This is a genomic window from Nonomuraea sp. NPDC005692, assembly GCF_040631115.1.
Classification (GTDB): domain Bacteria; phylum Actinomycetota; class Actinomycetes; order Streptosporangiales; family Streptosporangiaceae; genus Nonomuraea.
Genome location: NZ_JBEXYU010000005.1, coordinates 194,577 through 208,478 on the forward strand (window position 1 = coordinate 194,577; position 13,902 = coordinate 208,478).

Sequence of the window (13,902 nt, forward strand, 5' to 3'; positions counted from 1 at the left end):
CCGGAACCTCTACACCGCGACTAGGGGACGTCTAGGGACGTCTCATGTTAACGTCGCAGGCAACGACGGTTCCCTGACAGGAGCGGCGGTCCCCTTGAACGACAACTTGCGCAACGCGATGCTCGCAGCCCGCATCACCCCGACCGACGTCGCGGCAGCCCTCACCGTGGACCCCAAGACCGTCCACCGCTGGCTTCAGGGCCGTATCCCCTATCCACGCCACCGCTGGGCCATCGCCGACCTCCTCCAGGTCCACGAAGCCGACCTCTGGCCGCAGGTAGCCCAACAACACCTCGCCCTCGCCGGCGATGTACGCGCCATCTACCCCCACCGCTGGGCCGTCCCCCAGAGCGTCTGGCACGCCCTCTTCCAAGGCGCAACCGAAGAGATCGACATCCTCACCTACAGCGGCCTGTTCCTCCCGGAAGACGGCAAGATCCTCGACACCCTCGCCGCCCGAGCCCACGCAGGCGTCAAGATCCGAATCCTCCTCGGCGACCCCAACAGCCCCCAGGTCGCCAGACGCGGCACCGACGAGGGCATCGGCCCCGAAGTCATGGCCGCCCGCATCAAGAACGCCCTAACCCTCTACCGCCGGCTACACGACGTCCCCAACATAGAGATCCGACTCCACCGAACCGTCCTCTACAACTCCATCTTCCGCGCAGACAACGAACTCCTGGTCAACCTCCACGCCTACGCCACCCCAGCTGCCGACGCCCCTGTCATGCACCTCCACCACAAGGAAGAGCAGGACACAGCCGCGGTCTACCTCACCAGCTTCGTACGCATCTGGACCGCCGCCCCGCGTCATCACGACGAGACATGATCAGACACCGGGCAGCCCTGAAAGCAACTTCTCTACACGTCATCAAGGGCGTGCCGCCTTCGGCGACCCGCCGGGCGGTCGCAGGCCGCGCTGCGGCTCTTCGGCCGGTCGCGCCCAGCGCCGCCTGAGCTGCGTCGAGGCGTGACCACACACTTTAAATATCCATGGTTTGAGGCCGTGTCACGGTGATCGCCTATAGGCGGCGGCAATCTCTGACTCTGAGAGGAAGTGAACGTTGTAGCCAGAGCGTTTCGGGAACAAAAGCCCCTGGCCGGCCTTCACAGTATGGAGCGCTGCAGAGCTCCCCGATACGAAGATAAGTATAACGCCATACCCGGAGTGCCCCGGATTTTCGATTGGAAAAATACGAAAGTCTGGAACGGGAGAGACTAGGCTGCTAACGATATTCGAAAGTCGGCCGACGCTCTCATTGCCAAGAGGCACATCTGTCATAGCTGTTGCTCGGCCCTGTCTATCTGAGACTATTCCTATCAGGATTACTCCACCGGAACTGTTGGCGAAGGCGGCGGCGTCCGTGGCCAGGAGGCGCTTGCTTTTTTCGCTTGCATCATATATTTGAGACTTAAATTCAAGATCATGCGCTTCCGTGTCTCCAGCGGATATCATCTCAGTAATATCGGCATATGAGATATGGGTTGAGCCAGATTTCGCTATTCGCGCGTATCCGGCGGACGGTGGAAATATTCCGGCTAGTGGCTGGAGTACGTTATCGTTGCGGACGGTATCGAAATCCATTTCGGCCTGATGCGGCGCTGCTTGCAGTGGAGTCCCCGTCGATTCCTGCTGTAGCGATCCTGAAGCGGCTGCAGGGTCTTGCGCATCGCGGATGGCTACCCATAGTTCTCGGAAGGGTTGGACGTCGCCGTCTAAAGCTTCCACCACTCGGTCCAGTTGCTCCCGTCGAGGAAGTTTTCGGCATTGGAGTACCGTATGGACTGTTGTGTGGCTGATCTGTCTGTTTGTGCGAGTGGCAATAGATCTGGTGCTAGGTTCTCCGGCCTGCCGATGCAGGCGCTTGAGTTGCATGCGCAGCTCATCAAGCAGTGCAGTCACTAGTGGAGGTTGATGGCTCATAGTGATCTGAGCATGCCACACTGTCAAAAATTGTAAAAGTCGCTCGAATTGATCGCCTTTGCGCGTTCGCTATGTGTAACTAACCGTCAGCGGTTGTATGGGTATGTATGTATGCGTTGTGTACTGTACGGAAGCGTTCGAGAGCTGTCGGTGATGCTCCAGCCTGGGTGAAGCTAGTTGTGGCCGGTCCACAAGAACCGTCCTCGCCGACCCGTCCGACTTCCGTGCTTCCTCTGTGGCATGGATGTCTGGATCGAGTCCCGTCACAGAGAGGCAACGCCCATGACGACGCTGAGTCCAACCTTCCTTGCGCTCTTGATCTTCCTTCTGCTCGCCGCCTGCGCCTGTGTTTACGTCGGTTCTAACAATCCGGGTCGCCGCTCCCGTGCTTGGAAGCTTCTGGAGCTCATGCTGCGCTACCAGAAACGCAAGCAATAGTTGCAACGAAAGTAGTGAGTCCGGGGAGATGCTCTGTGATCTCCCCGGACATCGCAGTTGCCGGGCCGCATCGATTAGAGATGTCACCAGGGCACGTCAACGCGAAGTCACGACCATCGCCAATGCTGCAGGTTGTAGACCGGATCTACTAGGGTGATCTTGGGCGGTGGCCCTAGATATTGGAACGGCCAACAGGTGCACTGGACCTCGACTGAAGATCACGCCGGACCACATGTGTGACGGGTTGGTGAAGCCGTCATCGCGGCATCGCCAGCAGTTCGAATCCAAGTGGTCAGGGCCGTGACGATCGCCGACTCCGGACCTCGTCGTTGACGGCTGGGGCGATCGGCTGCCGCGGCCCTCCTACGTCGGGCCTTGCCACCGCATATCTCTGGCCGAGGTTGGCAGCAGGGCTGATAGCAACGTCCCCATACGCCGACGCATCCAAGCGACCTTCTACACACGTCTGACCAGGGTGGCGATTAGCCGAGCAAGGTGATCGGTCCGTCTGAAAAGCGGACGGCCGTGATCAATCAGCCCCCATTGACGGACAGCAGCGCCCGGGGAGCGTGGATAAATGGAATCCACCATCGTCACGATCTTTCGGGATCATGGCGCGAACCGGTTCCCCCCACGGATGGGGTCGCTGACCGGTGCCGCGTGCACGGAGAAGCAGGTGCATGTGAGGAGTCGGCCACCATGACGTGCTGCTCGAAGACAAGGACGGAACCCCTGTACTTTGGCCGGTTTGCACCACAGTGGACGCAGACTCAGTGCGACGCGATAGAGCCCTACGACGCCACGGATTTTCCAACTGATGGCACCCTACCGTCCACACGGACGACTGACAGGGCGCTCGGTTGGATGCAGGTGCTCACAAAGGTCTCCTCCGACCGTGTCCATGCTATGTCCTTGTTCCGTGGCTGTTCCCTGGGAGCACCGGAACCAGCGAGAAGTAAGGTGAGACGTTCGCAGTCGTAGCTGCTGCTCAGCCGCACAGCCGAGCTGTTTCGCAGGTGATCGCATCGAGGGTTGAACCTCGGCGTGCTCGCGGTCGCCATCCGCTGATCGCTTGTGGTCTGTACCGCCCCTAGCTTGGGCTGCAACTCCAAACATCCTCGGTCGGCTGCTCATGCACGCTTGAAGCCCTAATTTGTCGGAGATCCGGCGTAGCATGACCGGTCTGGAGGTGGTGGTGTAGTGGCGGTGCCCGTCTCCCAGCAACGGAAGCTGGCCCAGCGCTCGGGGAACATGTGCGCATTCCCCAAGTGCCGCTTGCTGCTCACCGCAGAGGCCGGCCCTGACTCTCCGCCTGCCCTACTTGGCGAGATGGCGCACATTGTCGCTGACAGCCCAAAAGGGCCGCGCGGGGATTCTCCTCTCACTGACGAGGAACGCAACCTCGCGGAGAATCTGATCTTGCTCTGCAACCAGCACCATCAGTTGATCGACTCCAAGGAGGCCCTGGCCACCTATACCGTCGAGCGCCTCCTAGGGATGAAGAACGACCATGAGGCTTGGGTGGAGCGCACACTTGGCGGGCGCGCCAACGTAGCGTCGGAGCCGCCGCCTATGGCCGTGGATACGGTGCATAGCAACGTGTTGCCTGTCACCCAGATGCCGCGATACGTGTACGGGGCGCCCTGTGCTCACATACGCGAATCGGACGTTAAGCCAGTATTCCCCAGCAGTGGGGTTATGTTTCCCTTCATTGTGAGGGGCAGCTGGCTATGGGCGTTTCAGGACCTGCGCGACGAGTCCGGCCCCTTTGCCGAATTCGTGACGCCCAGCGAGACTGAGCAGCATCTCTCTCGTGAGTGGTGGGAGGACCCCGATAAGCTGGCCTGGTACGTCGCCCTGCTCAACCGCTCGCTGAACAAGCTGACTGGCCGTCTTGGACTTCGGTGGGATCGGGCACACAGCCGCTATTACTTCGAGCCCGAGGAGAAGGGGAAACCCAGGGTCATCTCCTACACACCGCTCAGCACCTCGAAGGCGACTCGTAGCGTAGTCTGGGAACCTCGGAAGAAGAGCACAGGCGAGGGCTACGGCTACTGGCTCCACCGGGCCGTGAGCTTGAAGTTCATCCATGCCGGAGGCTCCCAATGGGGTCTCAGCATCCGACCAGAACTCCGCGTTACCTCTGACGGCTACGAGTCCTTAGAAGGTAAAGAGATCGGCCGACGTGTAACTCGGAAGAAGTCCCGGCTCTTCAACCATGACCTCCTGAGCGAGGTCCAGTTCTGGCGTGACTTTCTCGGCAAGAGCTCTCCGCGGATTCTGCTTCCCTTCGGATCTGAAGGACAGACCTTGGTTGTCGGCACCACGATGGCCAGCAACGAGGTCACGTGGCCCGGGATCCCCCCAGAACATGACGTGTCGTTCAAGAACGTCGAGTATGTCGACGACCTGCTCACCTGGTTTGAAGCCAGCGATGCCGAAGCGCTTGAAGCAGACGAACTTGACGGGGACGAGTGGGCTCAAGACGGCCTGGACGACGATGATGTGGAGGAGCGATGATGCCCCGGCCAGCCCCGCCTGCCCACCCGAAGCTCTCCCTCATCTCGTCGATGACCCACTTTGCTGAGCCTCTGCTCTTATTCGGCGACGATGGCCTTCATATCGATCCGAAGGCCGGGATCGCCCGATACGGGCCGAGATCGTGGAAGGTGTCAGGCCGGCATCCAGCCCGCCTACGGGTTGGGCTCATTGGCACCCCCCAGTTGATCGAATCTGCTCGCGACTGGCTGATGGGGCGAGCCGAAGGCGTGCTCGGGGACGCCAAGAATCCCGAATTCCCTGGCTGGCAGAACGACCGCGGCTTCTTCTCCAGTCTGGAGTTCGACGACGCTTGGAACGAGGAACTCGGACAGTCAGAACTTCGGGACGTGCTGGAGACCAAGTCGCAGCAAGACCGCTTCGGGGCGGTGCTAGTCCTTTACGAAGCGAAGCTGCGGCTGCTCTCCGAGAGAGACAGCACGCCTGACTATGTCGTGATCCCTATCTCCGATCAGCTAGTCCGTCGCTGTGGGGTGGCAGACTACCGCGACCCAGACCAGGGGCTCGTGCACCGCGATCTGAGGCAAGCGCTCAAGGCCCGTGCGATGAAGTATCGCTTCCCCACACAGATCATCCGAGAGCCCACGCTCGATGGCCGGGACAAGACTCCGCCTTCACGCATCGCCTGGAACTTCTTTACAGCGATGTACTGCAAGGCGGGTGGCTATCCCTGGAGTCCATACGGCCTCGCTTCTGGTACGTGCTATGTAGGTGTGGGTTTCTACCGCCCTATGGGCACGTCGGAAACAACCATGCAAACCAGCCTGATCCAGGCGTTCAACGAACGCGGTGACGGCCTCGTCCTTAGAGGTCATGACTTCGACTGGGATCCAAAGAAGACGGGCAGTCGCTCTCCACATCTCACGGAGGAGGCGGCCAATCAACTGATGGAGCTAATCCTTGATCGCTACGAGCGAGAGATGAAGCAAAGGCCTACACGTGTTGTGGTGCACAAGACGTCTAGGTACTGGCCGGGTGAGCTCGAAGGCTTTCGCACTGCGATCGAGAGCCGTGTACGCCGTTATGACCTAATGGCGCTGCAGCCGCAAAGCGTTGTCAGATTGATCACCACTTCTAAGTATCCCCCCCTTCGGGGCACTCGCTTCAGTATTGGCGACCTCGATTACCTCTACACAACTGGCTACATCTCAGCTCTTCGGGAGTTCCACGGGATGCACGTCCCGTCGCCGCTCCAGGTGGCTGATCATGTTGGTCAGGATACTTCTAGGGACACTCTGCTTCGCGAGGTCCTTGCGCTCACGAAACTGAACTGGAACTCGGCCGCGCTCGGCGGTCTCCTTCCTATCACGATAAAATTCTCGCGCCTGGTCGGAGAAGTAATGAAGGAGATCCCTGCAGACCGGGATCCCCTACCTCAGTTCAAGTTCTACATCTAGTACCCGAAGATCCGATTGTCGGCCTCTGAAAGTCTCTCAGCACTAAAGATCGAGAAGCCGTTTCCCGCCGACATTTAGCATCTTTAATGCTGTCCGCACCATTAAAGACCCAATCAACTACAGATCGAGCATACAAGCCAATGGACTCTCTTCGGGCAATTTCGAGCAGCACCCTGAAGCGGCTCTATGCCGCTTTCGCGGGACTGTGCGCCATTCCAGACTGCCCCCATGACAATACGTTGCCCAATGGCACGCCAAGCCTGGAGATTGCACACATAAGGGCGCCCTATCCTGGTGGCCCCCGATATGACCCTCGAATAGCTTTAAGGGAAAGAAATGAATATCCGAATCTCATCCTTCTATGTCCTGAGCATCACCGCCTAGTCGACAGCTTTCCTAATGAGTACACGGTCCATAGGCTTCTCAACATTAGAGATCGACATCTCCTGCGTGTGCGGAAGATCCTTGGGCCATCGACGGCTGCGCCTGTGCGCCAAGCGGCAGCGAATCGTCTCCAGCAAGCCTTGCAGGTGTGGGCCGACGAGCGTCTTAACCGATCAGAGGAGTTCTGGCATCAACTGTTCGTAGGCCGCCCGGAGCTCCTCGCGCCAACAACACAGGGGCGGGCCTTCGCTCTGAACTCGAAATGCTATGTCGGAGGGAAAGCTATCAACAACAGCGGGGGGAATATTCTAGATTTTCTCGCTCAACACAATGGAGACGTTGTCGTCATTGAAATTAAGACACCAGTAACCCCGCTACTAGCTAGAGAGTATCGCTCAATCTACCCACCTTCTCACGAACTTTCGGGGGCCATCACACAGGCTCTGAACTATCGGCAGAGCCTTCTGAATGACCTACATGCACTTAGATCGCAATCACCAACACTCACAGTACACAGCCCGGCAGTCTTTGTGTTGGCGGGCGACGCCAACAGAGAGCTAGACACTGAAGCCAAACGGCGATCCTTTCAGCTCACACGAAACGCGCTCAAAGATGTCACAGTTCTTACTTATGACGATCTGTTCGATGGCTTGGCGACTCTTGCAGTATGGATGGAGCCCGCAGAACATGAAAATTAGCGCGTCATGACGTGTGCAGCAGAGAAGTGTAGCAACGTAGCCGCACACGATCATGCGCTGTCACTTGCGAACTGCGCTCCGAGTTAGGCGCCGATAGTTTCAGGTAGTGCCCGGCTCTCATTTGCAAGCAGGAAATTGAGAATTCGAAACTTCTAAGCCCCGCCCACTTGAAAGCTCAGCCCAGAGCCATTCTCTCCGTCTGTATTTTGTTCATTGCGCTTCCGTGCCGTTGTGCCCTATCTGTGGGGCGGGTAAGGACAAAGATCTCGACGATAAGAGCGGCTGGTTCTAGGCTTCGCGCATGGAACCCATGGAGATTCGGATCGTGATGCCGTTCGATCCAGCATTCCACCATCCGGAGAGCGTCGCGGCCATCGAGCGGTGTTGTAGCCAGCACGGCAAGGACTACTGCGATCAGCCACCGATCGCCAGCGTCTACTACCCGCCGAACGGCAGAGTCTCGGCCTGTGCCAGAGCTCTGCACGGGATCATCGACGACGCATTGAGCAAATTGCCGTAGCAGCAGTAGGCGGACATGGCGTCATCGTGGGTCTTGCTCTGCGGCCACTGCTCACCCTGAGGATCGGAATCGACCTCTCAGTGGACGGTATACGTGCAGTTCACCGTTTACCAGCTCGGGTCACGTGATCTTGAAATAGTTCCCAAGCTGGCAGCGCAGGTCCGGTCGATGATGAACAGAGGTGCGAGCTGGCGTGCGCGGTCCTGGGGCTGCCAGCCGGCCCGAACTGCGGGCCGGGCAGCGCACGCGTACTCCACCATACGGATCGAGCGCACCGTTCGGCCAAGCTCCGTCCTTGTTCCGTCACTGTTCCGTGGGAGCGCCGGAATCAGCGAGAAGTGATGTAAGACGTTAGCAAGCGTAATCGCTGCTCATGAACATGATTGAGCCATTGTCCCAGATGACTGCATCGCCGGTCGGAGATCACCCAGATCTACGAGGGCACCAACCAGATCCAGCGCATGGTGATGGCCCGCCAGCTCCTCAAGTAGCCCCTGACGTGCGAGAACCCCGCCCGCCGTTCGACTGGGGCGGGGTTCGCTGTTCTGTGGTCGTGAGCCTGACGATCACTGTTCCGGTGCCTGACGGCCGCGCCGCGAGCTGTGGCGATCCTGGATTCTGGGGTTTTTCGGTCAGACGAAGCCTTCGGTGACGAGGTGTGGGCCGTGTTCGTCGATGATGTGGCGTTGGCCCGAGCCTCCGACGACGCGGCACCAGCTTTCCACGGTCAGGCTGCCTTGCTCCAGTCGGTAGCTGAAGCCGCCGTACATGCCGGGGACGGGGAACCAGGAGGCCGGGTGTCGTTGCTCGGTGAGTGGTTCCAGTTCGGGGAGGCGTAGCCGGTGTTCGGTGACCAGGTCGCCGGCGCGTTCGTGGATCAGTGCGTGGAAGTGGTGCTGGATCAGCCTCAGGGTTTCGGCCGGCAGGTGGTGGTGGATGACCGGGGTGAGCGGCGTCAGGAGGTGGGGGTGGCCCTGGCGGGTGGCGATGTCGATCGCCCGTTCTCCTTGCGTCGTGCGGAGCGTGCGCCAGGCGCCGCGGGCGGTCAGCCGGTGAACGACGTCGGCGTCGGCGCCGTGCCAGGCGGCCTGGTGGAGTGGGGTGTATCCGCTGGTGCCGCAGACTCTGCCGACGTTGACCCAGTCGGGATGTTCCTCGAGCAGCTCGAAGACTGTGGACCAGGCGCCGTCACGTGCGGCGTCGGCCAGTTCGTCGCGTCCTTCGACCAGCCGGTCCTTGTAGGTCGACCGCAGAGTGACGCCGTCCCACGTCGAAGCCTTGTCCTGGTCCATGCAGCCCCTGTCCGCTCGGTCACGGAGAAACACCAAGCTACGTCACGACGCGTCTAGGCTGGAGCTGCTTCTGAGGAGGTGGCTGGGGTGACGTTGACCGAGGTGATGGCCGAGCTGGCCGCGCTTGAGGATCCCAAGGCGCGCGAGGTGAACGAGAGACACGGCGACGATCACGGCGTGAACCTCGGCAAGCTGCGTGCCCTGGCCAAGCGGCTGAAGACGCAGCAGGAACTCGCGCGCGGCCTCTGGGAGACGGGTGACACCGCGGCGAGGTTGCTGGCGACGCTGGTCTGCCGTCCGAAGGCGTTCGAGCGGGACGAGTTGGACACGATGGTGCGCCAGGCGCGTACGCCCAAGGTGCGCGACTGGCTCGTGAACTACGTGGTGAAGAAGAGTCCGTACGCCGAAGAGCTGCGGGTGGCCTGGTCGGCCGATCAGGATCCGCTGGTCGCGAGCGCCGGGTGGGCGTTGACCGTCGAGCGTGTGGCGAAGAGGCCGGAGGGGCTCGACCTGGTGGGGCTGCTCGACGTCATCGAGGCCGGGATGAAGGACGCCCCCGATCGCCTGCAGTGGGAGATGAACAACTGCCTGGCGCACATCGGGATCGAGCACGCCGAGCACCGCGCCCGTGCGATCGACATCGGTGAGCGCCTGGAGGTGCTCAAGGACTATCCGACGTCCCCGGGGTGCACGTCGCCGTTCGCGCCGGTGTGGATCGCGGAGATGGTACGCCGGGAGCAGGGCGGGGCGGCGGCTCCTTAGACGATGGGCCCGGTATCCGTTTTCAGGGCGATTTGAAGGCTCAGGTCGCGCGGGTGTCAGCATGGTTCGCCATGGACATCGACGGCTTCTGGGAACTCATCGAGCGGTCCGGTCGTGCGGCCGGGACGAAGGACGCGCGGCTCGCGTGGATGCTGGAGGAGCTTTCCGGCCGTTCTCCGGAGGAGCTGATCGACTATCAGTGCCAGTGGACGGTCGTTCAGGCGCGCGGTTGCACCATGGATCTGTACGCCGCCCATTGGTTCGTGTTCGGCAGTGGTTCGCTGGACGGTTTCGAATACTTCGTGAGCTGGCTCATCAGCCTCGGGCGAGAATCGTTCGAGAAAGTCGCCGACTGCCCCGACCTGCTCATCGAACTGCCTCAGGTGTTACGTCACCTGGATCTCAAGAGGGCGTATTACAGCTCGAAGGGGGTTCGCTCGCGGGACATGCAGCGTCGTCTTGAGGAGGAGTGGCCGGAATTCGAGCTGCTGGCCTACGTCGCGCATGAAGCCTACGAGAGGATCACCGGCTCAGGTTCGGGGGCGTTGTACGAGGCCGTTCATGAGCGCGGTGTTTTCAGCGGCTTCCCTTTGATTCCGGCGCTCGGCAGCGTCCCGGACGGCGAGCAATGGGATTTCGACGACCCGCGGGAATTCGTGCGGAGGTTGCCGCGCACAGCTCGTCATCGAGGGTTGTGAAGGGCGGGAAGGAGTTTCGTCCATCACCCGGGATCCGCGCGGGTCCAGGGCAGAGAGTTCTTGGAGTGCCGGAAAACGTGACGCGTGTAAAGCGCGATGGCCGGGGCGTTGCCGGGTTTGACGGAAAGTCGCAGGGCCCGGCTCGACGCCGTCCGCCGTCTTGATCGGGACGCCGCCGGCCATCCCGGCCAGTCGTCGGGAAATCTCGGCTGCGCAGTTGTTTCGGCCTTGCCCGCCGACGGCGAGGACGGGCAACGGGATTCGCCGCCGGAGGGAGCCGTGTTACGACGTGCGGTCGGTGCCGGCGCTTTCGCGGCTCCAGATCTGCCGGGCGCGAGGGAGGTCCCTGATGGTGCCGCCTTCCGGGATCATGCCCCAGAGGAAGGGGATCAGGTAGGCGGGCGGGCCGCCCAGGAGTTCGGTCAGTTCGTCCTCGGTGACGGCGAGGGTGAACCGGGGGCCCGGTCGTGCGGGGGCCCAGCCCTGTTCGAGTGCGCGGCGGACGCATGCGGCGACGAGCGGCGGGCGGATCGCGATCGTCCGGGCTCCCCGCCAGTTGTCCGGCCGGGCGCAGGGGAGTGACACGAGCAGGACGCGGCCGGGGGCCTCGTCGCGTTCGACGACGAAGGTGAGCGGGGCCACGGTGCTGCCGTCGCCGAAGGCGGGTCTGTGGCTGACCCGCCAGCGGAAGGCGGTGCCGTCGACCGTGATGAGCCGCGAGCCCTTCCTGGGCATCGTCATGGGCGCCTCCGGGTGCTGCCTTCGCGGCAAGTGCGTGCGGGACGGTCGCCAGCGTAGCCCGCCGCCGTCTGCGGGCAGGTGCGGTCCGGGGGAGGTGTGGACCGGTGCGGGGTCTCCGACCGGTCCTCGGTGTGTTCGCCGTCCATGCGGCTGCGGGGGTGTGCGGTTGCGGGACGTGCCGGGATGCCGGGGTGTGTGGTTGCGGGACGTGCCGGGGATGCGGGGCGGGGTCAGCCGCTGGTGTCCTCCGAAGGGCCTTCCGGCTTCTGGGAGTTCAGCCAGGTGTGCACGGCCGAGGTGCCGGTGATCCAGAGCGCCGCGAAGCCGCCGGAGGCCGTCGCGCCCGCCATGATGGCGCCGGCGACCGTGCTGCCGTTCCCTGTGGCGAGCAGGCCGGCGACGACACCGACGAGCAGCGCGAGCAGGGCGCCGCTGACCGCCGACCAGATGAGGGTTGCCTTGCTCATTCGTGTCCCCTTGCCGTACGGGCTTGTTCGTTGACGTAGGAGTACCAGCGGGGCTCGGGGGCACGTCCGCACAATTGATCGTTCCGGCCATGATCGCGCTTGCCTCGGACGTATTCGGACGACATCGGATGGATTCGGCCGAGAAGGGGTGAAGGGGCGGATGTGTGTGATGCGCCTGGCACCCCGACAAGACCGACTTATGGCACTATGGCTGCTTATCTCAACGCAACGAGAAGGTGGCGCCTGCCCGTCTTCTCGAAATGCCACTTCCACTCTTAAACCGGACAACGGTGTCCGAACCGGGGCGGCTCATGAAAGATGTCGATCAGGGCGAAGATCACCTTGCTGTGCTCGTGACACGTCTGAACAGATTGCGTGAAATCGAATGCGGAAACCCCTCGCTGAAACGGATCGAAAAAGTCGCGCTCGCCCTTTTGGCCGAAGACCCCGAACGAAACAGATGGCGCCGGCCGTTGCCGAAGTCGACCGTGTCCGACCTGCTGAACGGCAGGTCACAGAAAGTGCCGGATTTCATGCTGATGCGGACCATCGTCGAGGTGTGCCAGGTGATCGCGGTGAAGTCCGGCATGCCCATCGAGTCCGTGGAGGAGCTGACCGCCGAGTTCAGCGCCCTGTGGCAGGCCGCCAAGGCCGAGGCGGGGGAGGCCGCGCGACGCCGGAACGGGTCGCCGCCCGCCGCCCTGACCGGCGGGGACGTCCTGGAGCCCGCGCCCGGTGAGCAGTCGTCCTGGCGGCCCTCGCCCATGGAGCTGCGGGTTCCGCTGCATTGGGGACGTCTGGGCATGTTCCGGCTGCGGTCGGCGGAGAGGGGTGACGCCAGGGCCGCCCACGAGCTGGCCGTCCTGCTGGCCTGCGAGGCGTGCGGCGCGGGTGGGAAGGAGGCCGAGCACTGGCGGCGGCTGGCCACGTACTGGAACCACCGGGCGCTCGGCGCGGTACCGGAGGCGGCGGGTTTCCAGCTCCGCGGACGCCGGCTGGTGGTGATGGCCAGGGCGCTGGCCGAGAAGTACGCCGAGGCGGGCAAGCCCAGCTCGACGTACTTCTGGAAGGCCGTGCGGCAGGCGGAGACGTCCGTGCGGACGGTGGAGGCGCGGCAGGAGGCGGAGGTCGGCTGACGCCTCCGAGAGCCCGGCACGCCCCACGGTCAGCGGGTCAGGACGCGGACGTTGCCGTACGTGCTGCGGGCGAGGATGGTCCTGGAGCTGGACTTCGTGCTCTTGATGTCGGAGTGTTCGGAGCCGTCCGCGCTCTCGACCGTCACCCGGTAGGAGTCCTTCGGCACGCGGACGGTCACGCCGCCCTCGCGCGACTTCAGGTCCAGGTCCGCGGGCGGCGCGGCGAAGGCCAGGGAGATCGAGCCGTCCAGGGTGCGTCCGCGCACGCTGGACGACCGCAGCCCGTCGCCCTGGATCGTGCCGGAGTCGGTCAGCAGGCGCAGCTTGCCCGAGGTGTCCTTGACCTCGATGCGGTCGCCGCTGGAGACGTCGACGTCCTGGGTGAGGCCGTTCAGGATGACGCCGTCGGGGGAGTCGATCGTCAGCCGCACCCCGGCCGGGACCCTCACGTGGTAGCGCGCGCCGCAGTCGCCGACGATGAGGGTGCAGTCGGCGCTGAGCCGCAGCACGCCGTCGCGCAGCGACCAGGAGGGGCTGGTGGACGCCTTGCCGCGCGTCCAGCGCCGCACCTCGACGGCCGGGCTGGTGGCGGGCAGCACCCGCACCCCGCCCAGCGAGGACGTGATCTTCAGTTCGGCCCCCGTGAACGGGAACGTCCGGACGGCGGGCACCTCATCGCTGTCGAAGCGCACACTGCACCCGGTGACCGCCAGGATTGCCACGATTACCAGCAAAAGCCTCATGGAAACGATCGTGGCGAAGCGGCGGCGCAGGCCCATCGGCCGTTCGACCGATGGCCCTCCGCCATTCGGCCATTGGCCCCACGGCCCGGACGCGGGCGCGCCGGTGAAACGACAGCCCCGACGCCGGAGCGCCGGTAAACGAC

General features: G+C 62.8%; 15 protein-coding genes. 10 read left to right on the forward strand and 5 right to left on the reverse strand.

Going from position 1 to position 13,902, the window contains the following annotated elements; genetic code table 11:
* Positions 1-94 precede the first annotated feature (94 nt).
* Complete coding sequence (locus ABZ459_RS13970; RefSeq protein WP_357970110.1) at positions 95-829, forward strand: XRE family transcriptional regulator; 735 nt, start codon at positions 95-97, stop codon at positions 827-829.
* Between the two features lie 180 nt (positions 830-1,009).
* Here ABZ459_RS13970 and ABZ459_RS13975 read toward each other — a convergent pair whose 3' ends face one another.
* Positions 1,010-1,585, reverse strand: a complete 576-nt coding sequence (locus tag ABZ459_RS13975; RefSeq protein ID WP_357970112.1) for an ATP-binding protein — start codon at positions 1,583-1,585, stop codon at positions 1,010-1,012.
* Positions 1,586-2,164: 579 nt separating this feature from the next.
* On the opposite strand from ABZ459_RS13975, the gene ABZ459_RS13980 reads away from it, so the two are divergent.
* The 6 genes from ABZ459_RS13980 to ABZ459_RS14005 all read left to right on the forward strand — a co-directional run bounded on the left by ABZ459_RS13980 (position 2,165) and on the right by ABZ459_RS14005 (position 8,411).
* Positions 2,165-2,362: a hypothetical protein gene (locus ABZ459_RS13980; RefSeq protein WP_357970114.1), complete on the forward strand. Its 198-nt coding sequence runs from the start codon at positions 2,165-2,167 to the stop codon at positions 2,360-2,362.
* 1,329 nt (positions 2,363-3,691) lie between these two features.
* The gene (locus ABZ459_RS13985) at positions 3,692-4,882 is read left to right on the forward strand and encodes a hypothetical protein (protein ID WP_357970115.1); all 1,191 of its coding nucleotides are present in this window, start codon (positions 3,692-3,694) and stop codon (positions 4,880-4,882) included.
* 50 nt (positions 4,883-4,932) lie between these two features.
* A complete protein-coding gene (locus tag ABZ459_RS13990) occupies positions 4,933-6,318 on the forward strand; it encodes a hypothetical protein (protein ID WP_357970117.1) in 1,386 nt (461 codons plus the stop codon).
* A gap of 140 nt (positions 6,319-6,458) precedes the next feature.
* Positions 6,459-7,400 (forward strand): Shedu anti-phage system protein SduA domain-containing protein, encoded by a 942-nt coding sequence (locus ABZ459_RS13995; RefSeq protein ID WP_357970119.1) that lies wholly within the window; start codon positions 6,459-6,461, stop codon positions 7,398-7,400.
* Between the two features lie 301 nt (positions 7,401-7,701).
* Positions 7,702-7,920, forward strand: coding sequence for a hypothetical protein (locus tag ABZ459_RS14000; RefSeq protein ID WP_357970121.1), 219 nt, complete (start codon positions 7,702-7,704; stop codon positions 7,918-7,920).
* A 404-nt stretch (positions 7,921-8,324) separates the two neighbouring features.
* Positions 8,325-8,411 (forward strand): acyl-CoA dehydrogenase family protein, encoded by an 87-nt coding sequence (locus ABZ459_RS14005; protein WP_357970662.1) that lies wholly within the window; start codon positions 8,325-8,327, stop codon positions 8,409-8,411.
* Between the two features lie 141 nt (positions 8,412-8,552).
* Here the strand turns inward: ABZ459_RS14005 and ABZ459_RS14010 are convergent, their stop codons facing one another.
* Entirely contained in the window at positions 8,553-9,212 is a 660-nt protein-coding gene (locus ABZ459_RS14010; RefSeq protein ID WP_357970123.1) for a hypothetical protein, read from the reverse strand.
* 105 nt (positions 9,213-9,317) lie between these two features.
* Between ABZ459_RS14010 and ABZ459_RS14015 the strand changes: the two genes are divergently transcribed.
* Both ABZ459_RS14015 and ABZ459_RS14020 read left to right on the forward strand, forming a co-directional pair.
* Positions 9,318-9,974: a DNA alkylation repair protein gene (locus tag ABZ459_RS14015; RefSeq protein ID WP_357970665.1), complete on the forward strand. Its 657-nt coding sequence runs from the start codon at positions 9,318-9,320 to the stop codon at positions 9,972-9,974.
* Between the two features lie 71 nt (positions 9,975-10,045).
* Positions 10,046-10,672 (forward strand): DUF4240 domain-containing protein, encoded by a 627-nt coding sequence (locus ABZ459_RS14020; RefSeq protein WP_357970126.1) that lies wholly within the window; start codon positions 10,046-10,048, stop codon positions 10,670-10,672.
* 282 nt (positions 10,673-10,954) lie between these two features.
* On the opposite strand, the gene ABZ459_RS14025 is transcribed toward ABZ459_RS14020, so the two are convergent.
* Together ABZ459_RS14025 and ABZ459_RS14030 are read right to left on the reverse strand one after the other, a co-directional pair.
* The gene (locus ABZ459_RS14025) at positions 10,955-11,413 is read right to left on the reverse strand and encodes a hypothetical protein (protein ID WP_357970128.1); all 459 of its coding nucleotides are present in this window, start codon (positions 11,411-11,413) and stop codon (positions 10,955-10,957) included.
* A 230-nt stretch (positions 11,414-11,643) separates the two neighbouring features.
* On the reverse strand, positions 11,644-11,880 hold the full coding sequence (locus ABZ459_RS14030) for a hypothetical protein (RefSeq protein WP_357970129.1): 237 nt from the start codon (positions 11,878-11,880) through the stop codon (positions 11,644-11,646).
* 533 nt (positions 11,881-12,413) lie between these two features.
* Here ABZ459_RS14030 and ABZ459_RS14035 point away from each other — a divergent pair.
* The gene (locus ABZ459_RS14035; protein WP_357970132.1) at positions 12,414-13,016 is read left to right on the forward strand and encodes a hypothetical protein; all 603 of its coding nucleotides are present in this window, start codon (positions 12,414-12,416) and stop codon (positions 13,014-13,016) included.
* 29 nt (positions 13,017-13,045) lie between these two features.
* On the opposite strand, the gene ABZ459_RS14040 is transcribed toward ABZ459_RS14035, so the two are convergent.
* Positions 13,046-13,759 (reverse strand): DUF4097 family beta strand repeat-containing protein, encoded by a 714-nt coding sequence (locus ABZ459_RS14040; RefSeq protein WP_357970135.1) that lies wholly within the window; start codon positions 13,757-13,759, stop codon positions 13,046-13,048.
* Between the last annotated feature and the right edge of the window lie 143 nt (positions 13,760-13,902).

Excerpts from the sequence above, each read along its gene's own strand:
- ABZ459_RS13975 (WP_357970112.1), bottom strand. The coding sequence starts at position 1,585 with ATGGATTTCGATACCGTCCGCAACGATAACGTACTCCAGCCACTAGCC.
- ABZ459_RS13980 (WP_357970114.1), top strand. The coding sequence starts at position 2,165 with ATGGATGTCTGGATCGAGTCCCGTCACAGAGAGGCAACGCCCATGACG.
- ABZ459_RS13985 (WP_357970115.1), top strand. The coding sequence starts at position 3,692 with ATGGCGCACATTGTCGCTGACAGCCCAAAAGGGCCGCGCGGGGATTCT.
- ABZ459_RS13990 (WP_357970117.1), top strand. The coding sequence starts at position 4,933 with ATGACCCACTTTGCTGAGCCTCTGCTCTTATTCGGCGACGATGGCCTT.
- ABZ459_RS13995 (WP_357970119.1), top strand. The coding sequence starts at position 6,459 with ATGGACTCTCTTCGGGCAATTTCGAGCAGCACCCTGAAGCGGCTCTAT.
- ABZ459_RS14000 (WP_357970121.1), top strand. The coding sequence starts at position 7,702 with ATGGAACCCATGGAGATTCGGATCGTGATGCCGTTCGATCCAGCATTC.
- ABZ459_RS14010 (WP_357970123.1), bottom strand. The coding sequence starts at position 9,212 with ATGGACCAGGACAAGGCTTCGACGTGGGACGGCGTCACTCTGCGGTCG.
- ABZ459_RS14015 (WP_357970665.1), top strand. The coding sequence starts at position 9,318 with ATGGCCGAGCTGGCCGCGCTTGAGGATCCCAAGGCGCGCGAGGTGAAC.
- ABZ459_RS14020 (WP_357970126.1), top strand. The coding sequence starts at position 10,046 with ATGGACATCGACGGCTTCTGGGAACTCATCGAGCGGTCCGGTCGTGCG.
- ABZ459_RS14025 (WP_357970128.1), bottom strand. The coding sequence starts at position 11,413 with ATGACGATGCCCAGGAAGGGCTCGCGGCTCATCACGGTCGACGGCACC.
- ABZ459_RS14030 (WP_357970129.1), bottom strand. The coding sequence starts at position 11,880 with ATGAGCAAGGCAACCCTCATCTGGTCGGCGGTCAGCGGCGCCCTGCTC.
- ABZ459_RS14035 (WP_357970132.1), top strand. The coding sequence starts at position 12,414 with ATGCTGATGCGGACCATCGTCGAGGTGTGCCAGGTGATCGCGGTGAAG.
- ABZ459_RS14040 (WP_357970135.1), bottom strand. The coding sequence starts at position 13,759 with ATGAGGCTTTTGCTGGTAATCGTGGCAATCCTGGCGGTCACCGGGTGC.